The following is a 17,945-nucleotide window of genomic DNA, read 5'->3' as shown; positions in this document are numbered from 1 at the left end:
GGGAGCTCGACCCTTCGAGACGCGCGCTCGTTCCTCACGCGCTCCTCAGGGAGCGAGCGTCAGCGCGCTCGTTCCTCACGCGCTCCTCAGGGAGCGAGCGTAGCGCGCTCGTTCCTCACGAACTCCTCAGGGATCGAGCGTAGGCGCGCTCGTTCCTCACGCGCTCCTCAGGGATCTCAATCGACGAGGGTGGGGTCTGAGTCGGGTTGGCGGGCGCCGGGGCCTCCGACGAAGCGGTAGCCGACGTTGCGGATGGTGCCGATCAGGGACTCGTGCTCGGGGCCGAGCTTGGCGCGCAGGCGGCGGATGTGCACGTCGACGGTGCGGGTGCCGCCGAAATAGTCGTAACCCCAGACCTCTTGGAGTAGTTGCGCTCGGGTGAAGACGCGGCCCTGGTGCGCGGCCAGGTGCTTCAGCAACTCGAACTCCTTGTAGGTCAGGTCGAGAGGCTGGCCGTGGATCTTGGCGGCATACGACTCCTCGTCGACGACCAGGCCGCCGGCGGTGATGCGCGTTGGCGCCTCGTCCTCCTCCTCGGTGACCTTGCTGATCGCGAAGCGCAGCCGGGCATCGACCTCGGCCGGGCCGGCGCTGTCCAGGATCACGTCGTCGATCTGCCACTCGCCGGTCAGTGCAGCCATACCGCCCTCGGTGAAGACCGCGACGAGAGGAACCGACAGTCCGCTGGTGCGCAGCACCCGGCTCAGGCCACGGGCGCCGGCCAGGTCACGCCTGGCGTCGAGCAGCACAAGATCGCACTCGGGCGGCTCCACCAGGGCCTGCGGTTGCGGTGACAGAATGCGAACCCGGTGACTCAGCAGCCCCAGTGCCGGAAGCACCTCGACACTCGCGCCGGGCGCGTCGGTCAGCAGCAACAGGCGGGCCATACCTTGCAAGAATACTGGTGAACAGACCGCGAACATCCGCCAAGGGTGCAGCGGTGACGAGCAACACACGGTCCAGGCCGTGATCTGGAGGAGCCGATGCACGAGGTGACGGTCCGCTACTGGGCGGCCGCGCAAGCAGCCGCGGGCACCCACGAGGAGCGGCTGGCCGCAGCCGATCTGGGGGAGTTGCGCGACGCCGCGCTGCACGCACACCCGGGTCTGGCGCCGGTGCTCAAGGTCGCGTCATACCTGCTCGACGGGCACCGCATCGACGGCTCGGCGGCGCTGCCCGCGGAGTCGATTGTCGAGGTGCTGCCGCCCTTCGCCGGTGGGTGATGGGAGGATGCGGGTCGTGCCAGGAGCCCCGCTGACCGAATCACCCACGTCCCGCATCGCCACGAGTTCGCTCGCGCTGATCGGCGGCGTCGTGACGGCCGCCCTTGTGATCCTGGGTGCGTATGCCGGGCACGACGTCTCGGCATACGCCGTCCTCGCGGCCGGGCTCGCGCTCGCCTGGGGCTGGCCACTGCTGCTCGGCCTGCCACGCCCGACCGGCATCAGCCTCGTCCTCGCCGCAGCATCGGTCGGTATGGCGGGAGTCGTCGTCTTCTCCGGTGACGACGACGGGATGCAGGCGATCAGCCTCGTCCTCGCGATCGGCCTCGTCCTGGCGTTCCTGCACCAACTGATCCGCACCGACGGCCGCGAGTCACTGGTGGTCTCGCTCGCAGGTTGCGCCCTCGGCCTGGCGGTGCTGGCGAGCGGCATGTTCTGCGCGGGCGCTGCGGCATACGACCAGGGCGATGCGGCCGTGGCCGTCGCGGTCGGCGCCGCGGTGCTCGGTCTGCTGGTCGACACCGTCCTGCCGGCCGAGCACGCCAACGAATGGTCGCTGCCGGCGAGCGTCCTGCTCGGTGTGCTGCTCGGCCTGATCATCGGGCTGACCGACACCCAGGCGCTCGCCGCCATGCTGCTCACCGGTCTGCTCGCGGGCTTCGTGGGCGCCGCGCTGCGCCGGGTGCTGCGGCAGCTCGACACCGACGAGCCGGCCGGGCGACTGACCTACGGCATCGCGGCCGTGCTGAGCACCGGCGTACTCGCCTACGCCGCCCAGTGGATGATCAACCGGTAGCAGCAGAACGACTCAGTTGCGCGGAGGCGTAGGACTGCAGGGGCTGGCCGAGGGCCGCCATGTCCGTGGCCCACATCAGGCCGCCCTGCACGTAGCCGTAGAGCCGGTGCGCCGCGGAATACTCCCGCGCGTCCGGGCTGCGCAGCACACCGTCGGTGCGCAACTCCGCCTTGGCCGGCTCGGTCTTGCCGTAGTAGAGCTCGGTCACGCCCGTCGGGTGTGACAACAGCAGCTCCACCTCGCCCTCGGGCAGCGGCCGCCAGAAACCGAGCTCGGTCTCGAACGGCTCACCGCGGCTGCCGTCCTCGCCGACGACCCAGCTGCGCGTCTCCCAGCGCAGGAACGGCCGGCCGTCGTGCGTGCAGCTGATCTCCTGCGCGAAGTTGACCGTCGGCAACTCGGGGTAACCGGCGACGCCGGTGCCCTCCCACTCACCGAGGAGCCAGGCGAGCGGCGCGAGGTCGGGATGCATGGTCGTGTCGAGTTCGATGGGCACGGCGCAATCGTAACGAGCAGGGGCTGGTTACTGAATGGAGTTCCTGCCGTAGGTGTAGTCGGCCATCTTGTCGTGGTACAGCGCCTGGCCCAGCTTCTTCATCTGCGGCTCGTTGACCACATCGATCGACCCGGCGACCGGGTCCTTGGCGAAGCCGGTGAACGGCGCCGTGTAGTAGGTGATGTTGCGCGAGCGCAGGTTGCGCAGGTCCAGCGCGAGATTGCGTATGTCGCCCGCCGACGTGTCGGCGTCGACCTCGGTGTATTTCGTCAGGTCCTTCACCGTGTTGGTGAGCTTGACCGGATTGAGCAGCGTGCCGGCCGACAGCGTCTTGCGCACCACCGCGCTGATCCACGCCTGCTGGTTGCGGCCGCGATCGATGTCCCCCTCCTTGAGCTGGTGCCGCTCTCGCACGAAGCCCAGCGCCTGGTCGCCGTTCATCTTGTTGTAGCCCTTGCCGAAGCTCCCGTAGCCCTTCTCGTCAAAGGCTTGCGAGACATACACATTCACGCCACCCAGGTCGTTGGTCAGGTCGGCGAATCCCTTGAAGTCGATGATCGCGTAGCGGTTGATGACGATGCCGCCGAGCATCTGCGACAGCGTCTGGGCGAGCAGCGCCGGCCCGCCATACGCGAAGGCGGCGTTGATCTTGTTCTTGCCGTGGCCCGGGATCGACACGTAGAGGTCACGCGGGAAGTGGATGACCTGGACCGACTTGTGGCCGTTGCTGATGTGCACCAGCTGGATGACGTCAGCGCGCGCGTCGGCCCGCACATCCTTGACCTTGTTGGATCGGGTGTCGCTGCCGAGCAGCAGGATGTTCTGCGAGTTTCCTGCATCCCCTGCGGGTTTCACCGCAGAGCTGGGCAACGCCTGGCCGTGCGAAATGTTCGAGCTGAGCACGTGGTTGAGGTAGAGCGCGAACCCGACGAACGCCAGCACCACGACCAGGAACATCGACAGGAACGTCAGCAGGGTGACCTTCAGCCAGCCGGCCTTCTTCTTGCGCCCGCGCCGGCGGCTCGCGCGGGTCGCGGTCGCGGCATACCCACCGCCGGCCTCGGCGGCATTCGTCTCGTCGGAGCCGGGGACGGTCGCGACCGGCTGCTCCATGGTCGGGTCCGGGTCGTAGAAGGGCTCCTCGTTGGTGCCGGGCAGCTCGTCGTCACGGTTGTCCCCAGTCATGCGCGAAGTCTATGGTCCCGCCCCGGGCGACGTTTGCGGCGTATCGCGGCGACGTACGCTGGAAGCGTGACGACGGCATCTGTGGAGAGTCCCTTACTGGCACATCCGGGTGCGGTTCCGGCCGACGGTCTCGACGCCGGCGTGGCCGCACACTACGGAGACCCACTGCGCGAGCAGCGATTGCTCGAGCAGGGCCTGGCCGTGGTCGACCTGTCCCACCGCGGGGTCGTCACGGTCACCGGCCCCGACCGGCTCAGCTGGTTGCACTCGATGACGACCCAGGCGTTGACGGACCTTGCGCCATACACCTCGGCGGAGTCGCTGGTACTCAGCCCGCACGGTCACATCGAGCACGACCTGCACCTCGTCGACGACGGCGAGACCACCTGGATCACCGTCGAGCCGGGCACCGCGCCCGCGCTGGTGCAGTGGCTGGACTCGATGCGCTTCATGCTGCGCGTCGAGGTCACCGATGTCAGTGACGTCTATGCCGTGCTCGGCGAACCCATCGGCAACGAGTCGCTGCCCGCCGAGAAGGAGACCCGCGGCGTCATCGCCTGGCGGGACCCCTGGCCGTCGCTGGGCGCGGGCTCCGCGTCATACAGCGTGGTGGACCCGCACCCGGCGGCCGACCGCGCGTGGCGGGAGCTGATCCTGCCGCGCGAGCAGCTGCTGGAGGAGGTCGGCGACCGGCATCTGGCCGGCACGTGGGCCGCCGAGGCCGAGCGGGTCGCCGCGTGGCGGCCGCGGGTCGGCAAGGAGACCGATCACCGCACCATCGCGCACGAGCTGGACTGGCTGCGCACCGCCGTGCACCTGCACAAGGGTTGCTACCGCGGGCAGGAGACCATCGCCCGCGTGCACAACCTCGGCAAGCCGCCGCGGCGCCTGGTCTTCCTGCACCTCGACGGCTCGGGACACGTGCTGCCCGACGAGGGCGCCGAGCTGGCCAAGGTCCCGGGGGAGCGGCCCGTCGGCCGGATCACCACCGTCGCCCGGCATGCCGAGGACGGCCCGATCGCGCTCGCAGTCGTCAAGCGCAACACCCCTCTCGACATACAGCTGTATGCCGGGGAGATCGCCGCTGCGCAGACGGAGATCGTCACGCCGTAAGGGGACGGGGGCCGCGTCGCACGTGTTTTAGGGACGACGGTCGTTCTCTTGGTGCGTCCGAAGCCCCGATTCGCGGGATTTAGGGACGACGGTCGTCATGTCGGGACCGGGTGACCCAACTCACGCTAGCCCCAGCTTGCATTTTGCTAACTGTAGTTAGCATACTGGGGTCATGAGCCCGAACCCGGTGACCGACCTCGGCACATACCTCAAGGAGCAGCGCCAGCAGGCGCAGCTTTCCTTGCGGCAGGTGGCCGATCGTGCCGGGATTTCCAACCCCTACCTGTCGCAGATCGAGCGCGGCCTGAAACGACCGAGTGCGGAGATCCTGCAGGCGATCGCGAAGGGCCTGGCCATCTCGGCCGAGCAGATCTACGTGCACGCCGGCATCCTCGACGCGCTGCCCGAAGGTGACGCTCCGGTCGACACGCGGCAGGTCATCAAGAACGACCCTCGGCTCACCGACAAGCAGCGCAAGGCGTTGATCGACGTCTACGACTCGTATGTCGGCGACTGACCACTGACCGAACCACCGCGACGTTCCGAATGTCGCGGACCAAGAACCCCGAAAGAAAGGCAGAAGTTCATGCCCTCCAAGAGCACCTTCGAGTCCCCGTTCTACGCCCTGATCGGCGCGGCCGACGCTGCCGTCGAGACCGTCCGCAACTCCGTCGACTCCGCCACCGAGAGCGCCCAGTCGCTGCGTGACGAGCTCACCCCGGAGAACGTTCAGGAGCGAATCCTCAACACCGTCAACGACGTTCGCGACCAGATCTTCGCCATCCCGTCGCTGGCCACCGAGCGCTACGAGCTCGTTGCCGGCAACGTCGAGCGTGCGTATGACGACTTCGCCAAGAGCTACCTCGACTACGCGCAGCGTGGCGCCGCGGTGACCCGCGAGGCCACCGAGCAGGGCCGCGCCGTCGTGTCGGCCGCCCGTGCGAACGCCTCCGAGACCGGCGACAGCACCCTCGCCGCCGTCTTCGGTGTCCGCAAGGAAGCCGCCAAGGGCGTCGAGCGCCTGGCCGGCCTGGTCGGCCGCAACGCCGGTGCCGTCGAGGCCGAGGCCGAGACCGTCGTGCGCAGCAACGCCGCCAAGCAGGGCGCCGCGAAGCGTCCGACCCGCAGCTCGGTCGCCAAGAAGGCCACCACCAAGAAGGCCGCCGCCAAGAAGCCGGTTGCGAAGAAGGCTCCGGCCAAGAAGGCCGCCGCGAAGAAGGCTCCGGCTGCCAAGAAGGCGACCCCGGCGAAGACCACCGCCGCCGTCCCGACCCTGCCGGTCGAGGCGAAGGTCGAGGCCACGGTCGAGACCACTGACAACGCCTGAGAGGGTCAGCTGCCACTGATCTGGCACTGACTGCGAAGAGCCCCGCGCACCGTTCGGTGTGCGGGGCTCTTCCCGTGCTCCTACTGCCCGTTCGGAGTCGCGAATGCGATCACTGACCCGTTGATCTCGAACCGGGTGCCATCAGGGGCGGTCTGCGATCCGGAGAAGGTGCAGGACTTGGTGGCCTGCTTGTTGGCGTTCACTGCCGTCTTGGTCGAAGGCGGCACGGACTCCTGGTCGATGATGTTGCCGGAGGCGTCATACACCGTGAAGGTCTGCATCCCGAACGCCAACGGGATCAGCACGGTCTGTCCGTTCAGATCGTGCGCGGGTGTCCAGTTGCCGTTGCCGTTGCTGACGACCTGATAGCTGGAGCCGTCGTCGCACATCAGGGTGATCGGGAACGAGTTCGGTGCGTTGGCGGGGTCGGCGTGGGCGGCCGTGGCGACGAGCGCGGTGGGCGCGATGAAGCAGGCGGCGCCGATGGCCGCTGCCGCGAATTTGGCTGTGCGTGAGCGCATTTCGATCTTCCTTCGCAGTGTCCGGGAGGCGTGGCCGAACCGGCGACGCCGTTCGATCGGGCGGTACGACGGCGTGCTGCCTCTGCCCTCCCGCTGCGTCGGCTGGACCCTGCGGACGGGGCCCCCGGCGCAGCCACCTCCGGCCCGCGTCCGCTCGCGGGCCAGCGCGGGCCGGCCAAGCGGGTGAGAACGCGAACGTCCTTCTCGGGACGGTGCTTTCGGGCCTGCGTGGGAAGAAACAATCCTCGCCCCGCCATACGTCGTCAAGCGGTTCCGGGCCATATTGCAACCACTGCTGGATGCCGCACGAGCGGAGCGTGGCGACGTACTCGGCGGTAGCCGGCCGGTCGGTGGACGGCGGCTCCCGACCCGGCGCGCGCGGCGGCGCCATACGGCTCTATCGTCGGCTCGTGGCTTCCTCTCTCAGTGCTCTGTCCGACGCCCCGGTCCTGGCTCACGTCGACCGCGGTGGCTTCATCGAATCGGTCCACCGCGGCGTCGCGGTGATCACCACACCCGATGGCGAGATCGACTTCGCCGTCGGCGATGCGACCGCACCGTGCTTCCCGCGGTCCTCCAACAAGCCGATGCAGACACTGGCGATGCTGCGCAGCGGGCTGAAACTGTCCGACCCCAAGCTCGTGGCGCTCGCCAGCGCCAGTCACTCCGGCGAGGACTTCCACCTCGCAGGCGTGCGGGAGATCCTTTCCGGCGCCGGCCTCACCGAGTCGGACCTGCAGAACACCCCCGACCTGCCGTATGACGAGCAGGCCCGCAACGAGTGGCTGGCCGACGGCAACGGTCCGACGTCGATCACCCAGAACTGCTCGGGCAAGCATGCCGGCATGCTCGCGACCTGCGCCGTGAACGGCTGGGACATCGCGACCTACCGTGACCCGCAGCACCCGCTGCAGCAGGCGATGGCCGAGACCATCAGCGACATCGCGCACGAGCAGATCGCCGCGGTCGCGACCGACGGCTGCGGTGCTCCGGTGATGGCGATCTCTCCGGTCGGCCTCGCGCGGGCGTTCGGTGCGATCGCCGCGGCGCAGCCCGGCAGCCACGAGGCGACCGTGCGCGACGGCATCCGCGCACATCCCGAATACCTCGGCGGCACCCGCCGCGACGTGACCGCGCTGATCCGGGGCGTCGACGGTCTGGTCGCCAAGGACGGCGCGGAGGCCGTGTATGCCGTGGGCCTGCCGGACGGCCGCGGACTCGTGGTGAAGATCGCCGACGGCGGCCAGCGCGCACGGCCGGTCGTGATGGCGGCGTTGCTGCGCCGCGCCGGCGTCACCGGTCCGGCGATCGACCTGCTGGGGCACGCCGACGTGCTCGGGCACGGCGAGCCCGTGGGCGCGATCACCGCGGTAGGCCTCTGAGAACCACACGAAACGCACACGATTGCCGCGTTAGGGTGGGGGGTATGGGAAGTCTGGTCCACCTGCAGGAGACGGTCGCGCTGGTGCTCGGCGTCGTGCTCTTCGCCATGCAGGTCTTCGCGCTGGTCGATTGCATCCGCCAGCGCTCCGACGCGTTCACCGCTGCCGGCAAGCTGAGCAAGCCCGCCTGGCTGGCCATCACGGCGGTGGCGACCATGATCGGCTTCCTCGTCATTCTGTCGCCGATCAGCATCTTCGAGATCGCGGCCGTCGTCGCGGCCGGTGTCTACCTGGCCGATGTGCGACCGGCGCTGCAACAGGTCACCGGACGGGCGCGCCGCAACAACAGCGGCCCCTACGGTCGCTGGTGAGCGGGGCGGAGCGGCCGGCACCGAGGGGGCAGGAGTGACCGGGTTTCCACGCGCGATCGGCAAATTGCGACCGCAGGTGAAGAACGACGCGTGGGGTTCGCACACGGTGATCGCGGAGCTCACGGGTCGGTCCGCGCCGACTGAACAACCCGAGTCGGAGCTGTGGATGGGCGCCCACGAGGCCGCGCCCTCCGGCATCGCCGACACCACCCTCGACCAGCTCGTCGCCCGGGACCCGGTGCTCGCGCTCGGCCCGCGGGTGGCGGAGTACTTCGGCGGCCGGTTCCCCTTCCTGCTCAAGATCCTCGCGCCCGAGACCGCCTTGTCGGTCCAGGTGCACCCCGACGCCGCGCAGGCGCTGGAGGCCGAGTCCGGGACGTATGTCGATGCGTGGCCCAAACCCGAAGCGCTCGTGGCCGTCACGCGGTTCGAGATCTTCGCGGGCCTGCGTTCGTATGCCGACATCCAGCGTCTGGTGGACTCGCTGGACGTTCCGGAGTTGTCCAAGAAGCTGGCGGAGGTCTCCGGCTCGTCGACACCCGTCACGACGCTGCTGGCCAACTTCCTGCGGTTGAGCGCCGACGAGCAGGATGAGCTCGTCGCGGCGGTGGTCGCCGGCTGCGGCGCCCGCCTGCAGGGGCCCGACGCCGAGGCGTTCGACGCCGTGCTGCGGACCGCCAAGCAGTTCCCCGGCGACATCGGCCTGGTGGTGCTGCTGCTGATGGTGCACCGGGTGCTCGAGCCGGGCGACTACATCTTCGTGCCCGCGGGCGTGCTGCACGCCTACGTCGGTGGCACCTGCGTGGAGCTGCTCGCCAACTCCGACAACATCGTGCGCGCCGGCCTGACACCCAAGCCGCTCAACATCGAGGAGCTGCTGCGGATCGTCGACACCGACCGCGAGATGGTGCCGGAGCGTCCGACACCCGGCCGGGTCAGTTCCTACCCGGTCGATGTTCCCCATTTCCAGTTGCACGTCGTCGCACCGGGCAGGGACGAGACGCCGCTGCCGGGCACCGAACGTCCCCGCATCGCGCTGGCGCTGCACGGTTCGGTGACCATCCATTGCGGCGATTCCGACCTCGAGCTCGCACCGGGGGAGTCGTGCTTCCTGGGCGCGGGCGAGTGCCCGGCGACCGCGTCCGGGCACGGCACCCTCTATCTCGCGACCTCGGGCCTCTCGAACTGACGTCACCCGTCATACGTCGACTGGTTGACGGCGAAGACGTTGCGGTTGCCGAGGCCCTCCTGCAACGACCACAGCTCGTCCGGGGCGGTGGCGTCCTCCCAGTAGCTGATGCTCTCGCCCGAGCTGACCCAGTTGTAGCTGCTGACCGAACCCGAGCCGCTCCAGTAGAAGAGCTTCTTGTCGTGCGAGTCGTTGAACCACCAGCGGCCGTTGTGCGACGCGACGCCGTTCAGGTAGTGGAAGGGCGTGTTGAGCGCCTGGCTGGCGTAGGTCTTGGCCGCGAATTTCGTTGAGCCAGAAGCAAATGGGAAGCGTATGGCGCGGGTGGTGCCCTTCGGGTAGTTGCAGGTCACGGTGGTCGGGCACTTGTACTCGGTCATCACGATCGACTTCTTCGGCCGGTCCAGCGAGATCGTCGACCACGTCAGGCCGGTCGTGCCGGTTGCCACGTGCGAGGTGATCTTCCCGACCTGGGGCAGCGCGTAGGCGTAGTTGTGCGCGTAGAACCTGCCGTCGTGTGCGCCGATGAGTGACTTGTCGCCGCCGGTGTAGGTCTTGATGATCTTGCTCATGTCGAAGACGCGCATGCCGTTGGCGGTGTCCGCGACGTACAGGTAGTTGCCGTACCACGCGATGCCGCCGACGTGGATCTGCACGTCCTTGTAGCTCGGCGCCGACCGCGTGCCGGTCGGTTCGACCAGCAGGATGTAGCGGTACTTGTTGGGATAGTTCGCATCCCAGTCGGTCAGGTTGATCCGGCTGCTCTTCGGGTCGTTGTTGTAGAAGCTGGCTGCGATGAGCTGCCGGCCGCCATACCTCCCGTCGTTGGTGGTGCCGACGGCGTCGCGGCTCGTGGTGATGCCCTGCGGTGCGACGTTGGAGTCGTTGTTGTCGCCGGAGTCCCAACGGAAGCCGTGGACCTGGGTCGAGATCGCGGTCGACGGTGTCCGGTCGTGGTTGGCGTTGTCCATGACGGTGCCGACCGACGCATTGCCGGCCTGGCTGAGCAAGCCGGCGACCGGCTCGCTGTAGGTGGTGCCGTAGTCGGCGGTCAGCCAGAAATTGCTGGCTGTGATGGGAGTCGGCGAGCTCTCGGCGTATGCCGGTGCGGGGTGGGCACTGAGTGCAGCGCCTGCGGCGACGGCTGCAGCCGCGGCTGTGACGGACAGCTTCTGCATCGTTTTCATTTCGCCCATTCTGCGAGCGCGCACTGCGATTCGGGTGCTATCGCTGCGGTGGATCCGACGCGTCGCTGCGAACCGACCGCAGCGGATTCGCAGTGGCTCTCAGCACAGTGAGTCGTGTTCCGCTCGTCCAGCCACGTCAGGGAGATGGTCATGATGGTCAGCACACGTTCTCGGATGAACCGCACCGCGGCTCTGGTCGGTGTGTCAGCAATGGTCGCGGGTGCGACCTTCACGATGGCGATGCCGGCCGCGCATGCGGCGACAGCGCGCAACGGGGTGTGTGAGTCGGGTGAGTTCTGCCTGTATTACAACTCGTATCAGGGTGGTTCGGTGTCGGACTTCTCCACGTCGGTGAGCAACTACGGCACGGACCCGGCGACGTGTTACGTGTTCAAGGGCACGGGTGCCGGCAAGGGGCTGTGCGTGAAGAACAACGCGGCGTCGGTTTGGAACCGGACCAGCAAGACGGTCTACGTCTACTACAACAGCGGGTATGCCGGCTCCAAGCAGTCGTTCGCGTCCGGTGTGAAGGCGAACCTGAACTCGACGCTGAAGAACAACAACGCCAGCCACCACATCGGCGCGATCACCAGCACCTGCAAGAACACCTTCGGCAATCCGCGCACCTGCGCAGAGGCCGTGACGTGGGCGAAGAACCATCTCGGCAGCACCTCGTTCGGCACCGGGTGGTGCGACCACGTCGTGGGTCTGGCCTACGGCTGGTCCAGCAGTGGCTCGTCGACCGCTTACATCCACTGGACGCAGGTGCCGGCGGTTGACAAGCACGCGGGCGTCCGCACCGTGCCGGCAGGCGGCCTGGCGTTCTTCAAGGGCGGTTCGAGCGGTGCCGGCCACGTCATGCTGTCCCTCGGTGGCGGCGTGTTCGCCTCGACAGACGTCGGCACCGACGGCCGTTACCAGGCGGGCCACTACAACAAGACGACCATCGCCACCATCGAGTCGAGCTTCGGCGAGACCTACCTCGGCTGGACCCAGCCCTGGTTCAACCACTGATCGCCGACGCCGAACCAGGAAGCGAGACCGAGTAATGACTTTCCGGAGAAAGGCCATGGTGGCCCTGGCGGGCAGCACCATCGCACTTGGTGGAACGGTGACGGTGGCAGTCCCGGCGCATGCGGCGACGGCGCGCAACGGGGTGTGTGAGTCGGGTGAGTTCTGCCTGTACTACAACTCCGACCAGGGCGGTTCGGTCTCGGACTTCACCACGTCGGTGAGCAACTACGGCACCGACCCGGCGACGTGTTACGTGTTCAAGGGCACCGGCGCCGGCAAGGGGTTGTGCGTGAAGAACAACGCGGCGTCGGTCTGGAACCGGACCAGCAAGACGGTCTACGTCTACTACAACAGCGGGTATGCCGGCACGAAGCAGTCGTTCGCGACGGGCGTGAAGGGCAACCTGAACTCGACGCTGAAGAACAACGACGCGTCGCACCACATCGGCGCGATCTCCGGCACGGTGACCGGTGCGACGGTGATCTCCCGGGCCAAGGTCTGGGTGGACGCCGGCGTCCCCTACAGCCAGACGCACTACTACCAAGGCTACCGCGAGGACTGCTCGGGTTATGTGTCGATGGCGTGGGGCCTGGCCAAGCCCGGGACGACGACGTCGGCCATGCCGAACTACGGCAAGTACATCACCAAGTCGGCCCTTCGGACCGGCGACGTGTTGCTCAACTCCAACGTCGGCAGCCAGGGTCACGTCGTGATCTTCCAGAAGTGGGCCAACACCGCACACACGTCGTACTGGGCCTACGAGGAGAGCGGCAGTCACGGCGCGGTGCACCGCATCAACCCGTACCCGTACTACTCCGGCTACGGGACGTTCAAGCCGTTCCACTACAGCAAACTGGTCTCGTAGGTCGTCCGGCACGAAGCTCGGGTTGGTGCGATCTCGCAGTGGTCGCACCAACCCGGACCGGCAAGGCGCCGGCGGTCGTCGCAGTCGACCGCCGGCGCCTTCATGTCACAACGTCGCCGGGTCGGCGACATCCTCCACCTGTCGGCCGAACGCCTTGTCGAACTCCTCGCGGGCGGCCAGGTCCGCGGAGGCACGGGCGGCGCGTTCCTGCCGGCGCAGCTCACCGGCCGCGGCATGCTGGCCCTGCTTGGACAGGACCACCGACAGGTCGTGCATGGCGGCCGCGACGCTGAGCGGCCGGTCGAGTGCGGTGCACTCCTCGATGCTCTCGCGCAGTTCCTCCTCGGCCTCGTCGAGCCGGCCGAGCGCAGCCAGTGCCCGGGCCTTGGTACGACGAGCGCGAGCCGCCAGGAACAGGTCCTGGGCGTCGACCGCGCGGCGCCATACGATCTCCGACTCCTGCAGTGCGTCCTCGTCCCGCCCGAGCTGATAGCTCATCTCTGAGCGCGCATCGAGCGCGTAGGACAGCAGATGCTGCTCGCCGAGGTCCTGCAGCAGCGTCGTGACCTCGGTCAGCAACACGTTGACCGACCCGAGGTGATGCTGGCGCCAGGTGACCCGCGCCAGCTCGATCGTCGCGGTGGCGTAGGCGATCCGGTCGCCGTCGGTGGCGAGCAACTCCCGGGCGCGCATCAGCTCGTGGTCGGCGGCCTCGAGTTCGTCGTAGTCGTTGTGCAGCACGCCGCGCACCGTGCTCGCCCAGCCGGCGTATGTCGGGTCGCTCGAACCGGTCAGCAGCCCCTCGGCGCGGGCCAGCGCGGCCTCGACCAGCTGCCGGCGGCCGAGTGACAACGCGGCCTGCGCGGTCACGATGTCGGCCGCGGCGGCCGCCCGGTTGGCGCCCAGCAGGGTCAGCGCCTTGCGGGCACCGCCGGCCGCGGCCAGCGCCGCGCGCGACTCCGAACGCAGGTCCTGCCGGTGCCAGGCCTCGGCGAGTTGCAGGAGCGCCCGGCCGAGTTGCTGGTCCGAGGACGCCGAATCCAGCCGGTCGCGCACGGTCGATGCGACGCCCAGCCAGCTGCCGTGACCCGCGAAGGTGTGTTGCGCGTTGGCAGCCGCGACGAGCAGGCGCCAGGAGAGTTCGGGTGCCGAATCCACAACAGCCGCAGCGATGGTCAGCATCGCCCGTCCGTCGGCACGGAAGAAGGCGCGCGCGACGGCGACGTCCGCGCTGCGCACTACAGGGTCGTCGTCGTCCGGCATCGGCGGGGCTGCGGGCACGAACCTGCGATGGAAGGCGTCGTGGAAGCTGCTGGCTCGCCGTAGCAACTCCCGGCCGAGGTCGGTGATCGCCGTGTGCTGGGTCGTGTCGTCGATGGGGTGTCGTGCCCGCGCGAATTGTGCGACCAGGCTGTGCAATCGGTAACTCGTGCTCTCGTTGTCGCGCTCGACCGGCTCGATCAGGTTGGTGGCCAGCAGCATCTCGACGAGGTCATCGCCGTCGTCCTCGTCGTGCAGGATCGTGCCGGGCATCCAGCCGCTGATGCCGCTGAGCGGCAGGTGCGCGATCAGCGCGATCGCGTGCTGCTCGTCCTCGGTGCGGCGTTCCCAGACCATCTGCACGCTCTTGCGCAGGCCGTCCAATGCGTCGCGGCTGCCCGCGGAGGACGACAGCAGTCGCTGCGCCATCGGACCGAAGCGCCGGTCCGGGCGGTGCGCGAGGCGTCCGGCGACCAGGCGGATGGCGAGCGGGAGACGCCCAGTCGCGGTGAGCAGGGCGGTTGCGCCCTCGTCGTCCGCCGCGACCCGTTCCTGACCGATCAGTCGGCACAACAGGGCGCGGGCATCGTCAATCTCCAATGACCGCAGGCGAATCGACGACCAGTCCTCGACCTCAGTGTCGATTCCGCGGGAGGTGACGATGGCCAGTGAACCCGCGGAGACCGGCAGGATCTGCTCGAGCGCTTCGGCCACCCGGCGGGTGATCTCCGGCAGGTTGTCGATCACGATCACGACCCGGCGTTCCTCCAGGACCGACCGGAAGAGCCCGGTGCGCGCAGCGACGTCCTCGGGTATGGCGCGGGTGCGGACCCCGAGCAGCCGGAGGAACGAGCCGAGGATGCCCGAGACGTCCAGGCCGTCGGTGTTGCCGAGATCGGCATACAGGGTGCCGTCGGGGAAGTCGTCCTGGACCTCACGCGCCGCACGTATGGCGAGCGCGCTCTTGCCGACACCGGTCAGCCCGGTGACGGTGACGACGACCGCCTCGTTCGCTGCGCGCGCGGCGGCGAGTCGGATGTGGGTGGTCTCGTCGTCGCGGCCGACGAAGTGCGACGGGTTGCGGGGCAGGGTGCGCGGCACCGGCAACTGGGACATGCCGGATTTGTGGGTGGGGGAGGCCTGTGCGGGGTCGGTTGCCGGAGCCGTGCCCGTCGGCGGCCTGGTGGGCGGCGGCTCGGGTAGCGCATGGTGCGGCTCCGACTCGAGGGGGACGGCATCGGCGGACGCGGCGGTGTCGGCACCGTTGAGCACGTCCTGGTGGGCAGCGCGCAACACCTCGGACGGCGCGACCCCCAACTCCTCGTCCAGCCGGCGGTAGATGTCCCGATAGACGCGCAGCGCCTCCTCCTGGCGCCCGGCGCGGGCCAGGACGCGCATCAGCTGCGCGGCAAAGCCCTCATGGAAGGGTTGATCCTGCACCAGGGCCGTCAATCGCGTTGTCAGTCCACGCAATTCGCCGAGCTCCAGGGCTAGCTCATTGCATTCCTCGATCACGGTGAGTCGCTCACCGGCCAGTGTCTGCTGCGCGAGGTGCACGTCGTCGGTGAGCGGGATGTTCTGCAGCGGCGGGCCGTTGAAGAGCTCGATGGCCGTGCTGAGCTGCCCCCACCGCTCGGCGGCATCACCCTGGCTGCTGGTCAGCTCGCGCCATTCCTCGCAGTCCGAACGCACGCCGTCGGCCAGTCGGTAGCCGGTCTTGGTGGTTTCGATCAGGTCGCGCTCGCGGCCCTTGCGCCGCAGGCCGGAGACGAGTGCCTGCACGCGATTGCGGGCCGAGGACGGCGGATCGTCGCCCCAGATCCACGGCACCAGAGACTCGGCCGAAACAGATCCGCCGTCCGGGCACATGGCCACCCGGGCGAGCAGGGAGCGTTCCAACTGGCTCAACGGCAACGGCGTGGAGCCGCACAGCAGTTCCACATGACCCAGGACCCGAAGACGGGCGCAGTCCCCCGGAGTACGCATGTTCCTCACGGTAATGCGACGAAATGGGCCGGTGGAGGTTCCGTGGCGGGCGGATTTGCCCGGTGGGAGACTGGGGCGGTGACGTCAACTCCCCAGCAGCCGTGCCCGGTGCGCCGTGTCGCGATGATCAGCGTGCACACGTCTCCGCTGGACCAGCCCGGCACGGGCGACGCGGGCGGTCTCAACGTCTACGTCGTCGAGACCGCGAAGCGCCTGGGCCGCCGGGGGATCGAGGTGGAGATATTCACCCGCAGGACATCCGCGGCGCTCGCCGAGACCGTCGAGCTCAGCCCGGGCGTGCTCGTGCGGCACATCGACGCCGGCCCCTACGAAGGGTTGTCGAAGGACGACCTGCCCGGCCAGCTGTGCGCCTTCGCAGCCGGCGTGATGCGCCACGTGGCGCGCAGCCCGGAGGGCCACTACGACCTGGTGCACTCCCACTACTGGCTCAGCGGCCAGGTGGGCTGGCTGGCCGCCGACCGGTGGGATGTCCCGCTGGTGCACACGATGCACACGATGGCGCGGGTCAAGAACGCATCGCTCGCGCAGGACGACCGGCCCGAGCCGAGCGGCCGCGAGATCGGTGAGGAGCAGGTCGTGCGCGCGGCGAGCCTGCTCGTCGCCAACACACCACGCGAGGCGAGCGAGCTCGTCGAGCTGTATGACGCAACGCCCGACCTGGTCGAAATCGTCTCTCCCGGTGTGGATCTGGAGACCTTCACACCAGGCGACACGGCGGCTGCACGATCCGCGGTCTGCCTGCCCGAGGACGCGCAGGTCGTGCTCTTCGTCGGCCGGATCCAGCCGCTGAAGGCACCCGACGTGCTGTTGCGTGCGGTGGCGAAGCTGCTCGAGCGGGACCCGGGCCGGCGCGGGAAGCTGGTCGTGGCGGTGCTCGGCGGCCCGAGCGGCACCGGCCTGGCCAAACCGCGCGGCCTGCAGCAACTGGCGCGTGAGCTGGGCATCGCCGATGTCGTGCAGTTCGTCCCGCCGGTGAATCGGGCGGGCCTCGCGCAGTGGTACCGCGCCGCGGATGTGCTTGCGGTGCCGTCGTATTCGGAGTCGTTCGGCCTCGTCGCGCTCGAGGCCGAAGCCTGCGGCACGCCCGTCCTCGCGGCCGATGTCGGCGGGCTGCCCGACGCCGTCGGTGACGCCGGGCGCCTGGTGAGCGGTCATGACGCCGGCGACTGGGCGAGTGCGCTCGGCGAGTTGCTGGATGACGACGTCACGCGAAAAGAGCTCTCCCGCAAGGCGATCGAGCACGCGGCCCGCTTCAGCTGGGACGCCACCAGTGACCGGCTGCTGCAGGTCTACCGGCACGCGTGCCGATTCACGGTCGAGGAGACTCCCGACCTGTCGAAGTTCGACTTCGCCGGTGTCCCGACCGCCCCGATCCCGTGACCCTGAGTGGGTCGAGTAGCGCACGGGGGAGCGAAGCGGAGGAATGCGCGTATCGAGACCCCGTACGCGACCCCGTATCGAGACCCCCGCACCCGATGAGAGGCCACAGATGACCGCCATCCAGCAGACCATCGAGGACTACCTCGCCGAGACCGAACTCGACTGGGAGCTCGGCGCCCGCGACGGCGAGTTCGTGGTGTCGCTTCCGGGGGAGCGGAAACTGAAGACGGTCGTATCCCTGCTCGTGGGTGAAAGCTCCCTGACGGCAACGGCTTTCGTCATACGACATCCGGACGAGAACCAGGCGGAGTTCTATCAGTACCTCCTGCGGCGCAATCTGCGCCGGCCGGGCATCGCCTACGCGACCGATCAGCACGGCGACGTCTTCGTGGTGTCCCGCACGCCGCTGGCGGCGGTGGATGCGGCATACCTCGACACGCTTTTCGGGATCGTGCTCGAAGCGGCCGACGAGATCTTCAACGAGTTGCTGGTGATCGGTTTCCGCACCTCGATGCAGAAGGAGTGGGACTGGCGGATCAGCCGCGGCGAGTCGACGCGCAACCTGGACGCGTTCCGCCACTTGCTGGACCACGGCGCCGACGACGCCGAGCCTTCGTAAGATGACCGCC

At 68.6% G+C, this 17,945-nt stretch carries 18 protein-coding genes; 12 read left to right on the top strand and 6 right to left on the bottom strand.

Annotation, left to right across the window (positions count from 1 at the left end; translation table 11 throughout):
- Positions 1-176 precede the first annotated feature (176 nt).
- Positions 177-887, bottom strand: a complete 711-nt coding sequence (locus VG502_RS08085) for a response regulator transcription factor (protein ID WP_325549523.1) — start codon at positions 885-887, stop codon at positions 177-179.
- A gap of 96 nt (positions 888-983) precedes the next feature.
- Between VG502_RS08085 and VG502_RS08080 the strand changes: the two genes are divergently transcribed.
- Positions 984-1,223, top strand: coding sequence for a MoaD/ThiS family protein (locus tag VG502_RS08080; protein WP_325549522.1), 240 nt, complete (start codon positions 984-986; stop codon positions 1,221-1,223).
- Positions 1,224-1,239: 16 nt separating this feature from the next.
- Positions 1,240-2,019, top strand: a complete 780-nt coding sequence (locus tag VG502_RS08075) for a hypothetical protein (RefSeq protein WP_325549521.1) — start codon at positions 1,240-1,242, stop codon at positions 2,017-2,019.
- On the opposite strand, the gene VG502_RS08070 is transcribed toward VG502_RS08075, so the two are convergent.
- Entirely contained in the window at positions 2,009-2,515 is a 507-nt protein-coding gene (locus VG502_RS08070) for a heme-binding beta-barrel domain-containing protein (RefSeq protein WP_325549520.1), read from the bottom strand. The genes VG502_RS08075 and VG502_RS08070 overlap by 11 nt on opposite strands.
- Positions 2,516-2,542: 27 nt before the next feature.
- Positions 2,543-3,700: an LCP family protein gene (locus VG502_RS08065; protein WP_325549519.1), complete on the bottom strand. Its 1,158-nt coding sequence runs from the start codon at positions 3,698-3,700 to the stop codon at positions 2,543-2,545.
- A 66-nt stretch (positions 3,701-3,766) separates the two neighbouring features.
- On the opposite strand from VG502_RS08065, the gene ygfZ reads away from it, so the two are divergent.
- The 3 genes from ygfZ (at position 3,767) to VG502_RS08050 (ending at position 6,140) form a co-directional block, all read left to right on the top strand.
- A complete protein-coding gene (gene ygfZ, locus VG502_RS08060) occupies positions 3,767-4,813 on the top strand; it encodes a CAF17-like 4Fe-4S cluster assembly/insertion protein YgfZ (protein WP_325549518.1) in 1,047 nt (348 codons plus the stop codon).
- A gap of 172 nt (positions 4,814-4,985) precedes the next feature.
- Entirely contained in the window at positions 4,986-5,330 is a 345-nt protein-coding gene (locus VG502_RS08055; protein WP_325549517.1) for a helix-turn-helix domain-containing protein, read from the top strand.
- 69 nt (positions 5,331-5,399) lie between these two features.
- Complete coding sequence (locus VG502_RS08050; protein WP_325549516.1) at positions 5,400-6,140, top strand: hypothetical protein; 741 nt, start codon at positions 5,400-5,402, stop codon at positions 6,138-6,140.
- 80 nt (positions 6,141-6,220) lie between these two features.
- Here the strand turns inward: VG502_RS08050 and VG502_RS08045 are convergent, their stop codons facing one another.
- The gene (locus tag VG502_RS08045; RefSeq protein WP_325549515.1) at positions 6,221-6,661 is read right to left on the bottom strand and encodes a hypothetical protein; all 441 of its coding nucleotides are present in this window, start codon (positions 6,659-6,661) and stop codon (positions 6,221-6,223) included.
- A gap of 410 nt (positions 6,662-7,071) precedes the next feature.
- Here VG502_RS08045 and VG502_RS08040 point away from each other — a divergent pair, with 410 nt between their 5' ends.
- Genes VG502_RS08040 through manA form a run of 3 tightly spaced genes read left to right on the top strand, consistent with a single transcriptional unit; the run spans position 7,072 to position 9,603 of the window.
- On the top strand, positions 7,072-8,043 hold the full coding sequence (locus tag VG502_RS08040) for an asparaginase (protein WP_325549514.1): 972 nt from the start codon (positions 7,072-7,074) through the stop codon (positions 8,041-8,043).
- A gap of 44 nt (positions 8,044-8,087) precedes the next feature.
- Positions 8,088-8,414: a DUF2516 family protein gene (locus VG502_RS08035; protein WP_325549513.1), complete on the top strand. Its 327-nt coding sequence runs from the start codon at positions 8,088-8,090 to the stop codon at positions 8,412-8,414.
- Positions 8,415-8,448: 34 nt separating this feature from the next.
- Positions 8,449-9,603 (top strand): mannose-6-phosphate isomerase, class I, encoded by a 1,155-nt coding sequence (manA, locus tag VG502_RS08030; RefSeq protein WP_325549512.1) that lies wholly within the window; start codon positions 8,449-8,451, stop codon positions 9,601-9,603.
- 2 nt (positions 9,604-9,605) lie between these two features.
- On the opposite strand, the gene VG502_RS08025 is transcribed toward manA, so the two are convergent.
- Positions 9,606-10,790 carry a hypothetical protein gene (locus VG502_RS08025; protein ID WP_325549511.1) on the bottom strand — a complete coding sequence of 395 codons (1,185 nt, stop codon included), beginning with the start codon at positions 10,788-10,790 and terminating at the stop codon, positions 9,606-9,608.
- 150 nt (positions 10,791-10,940) lie between these two features.
- On the opposite strand from VG502_RS08025, the gene VG502_RS08020 reads away from it, so the two are divergent.
- Complete coding sequence (locus VG502_RS08020; protein ID WP_325549510.1) at positions 10,941-11,804, top strand: peptidase inhibitor family I36 protein; 864 nt, start codon at positions 10,941-10,943, stop codon at positions 11,802-11,804.
- A gap of 34 nt (positions 11,805-11,838) precedes the next feature.
- The gene (locus VG502_RS08015; RefSeq protein WP_325549509.1) at positions 11,839-12,669 is read left to right on the top strand and encodes a peptidase inhibitor family I36 protein; all 831 of its coding nucleotides are present in this window, start codon (positions 11,839-11,841) and stop codon (positions 12,667-12,669) included.
- A 105-nt stretch (positions 12,670-12,774) separates the two neighbouring features.
- Here the strand turns inward: VG502_RS08015 and VG502_RS08010 are convergent, their stop codons facing one another.
- Positions 12,775-15,915 (bottom strand): AfsR/SARP family transcriptional regulator, encoded by a 3,141-nt coding sequence (locus VG502_RS08010; protein WP_325549508.1) that lies wholly within the window; start codon positions 15,913-15,915, stop codon positions 12,775-12,777.
- A 123-nt stretch (positions 15,916-16,038) separates the two neighbouring features.
- Between VG502_RS08010 and mshA the strand changes: the two genes are divergently transcribed.
- Positions 16,039-17,316, top strand: a complete 1,278-nt coding sequence (gene mshA / locus VG502_RS08005) for a D-inositol-3-phosphate glycosyltransferase (RefSeq protein ID WP_325549646.1) — start codon at positions 16,039-16,041, stop codon at positions 17,314-17,316.
- A 109-nt stretch (positions 17,317-17,425) separates the two neighbouring features.
- On the top strand, positions 17,426-17,935 hold the full coding sequence (locus VG502_RS08000) for a type III secretion system chaperone family protein (RefSeq protein ID WP_325549507.1): 510 nt from the start codon (positions 17,426-17,428) through the stop codon (positions 17,933-17,935).
- Positions 17,936-17,945: the final 10 nt, after the last annotated feature.

This window comes from Flexivirga sp., from assembly GCF_035551235.1.
GTDB lineage: Bacteria > Actinomycetota > Actinomycetes > Actinomycetales > Dermatophilaceae > Flexivirga.
Note: the sequence above shows the minus strand (reverse complement) of the source record. Positions and strands in the feature narration are given on the sequence as shown.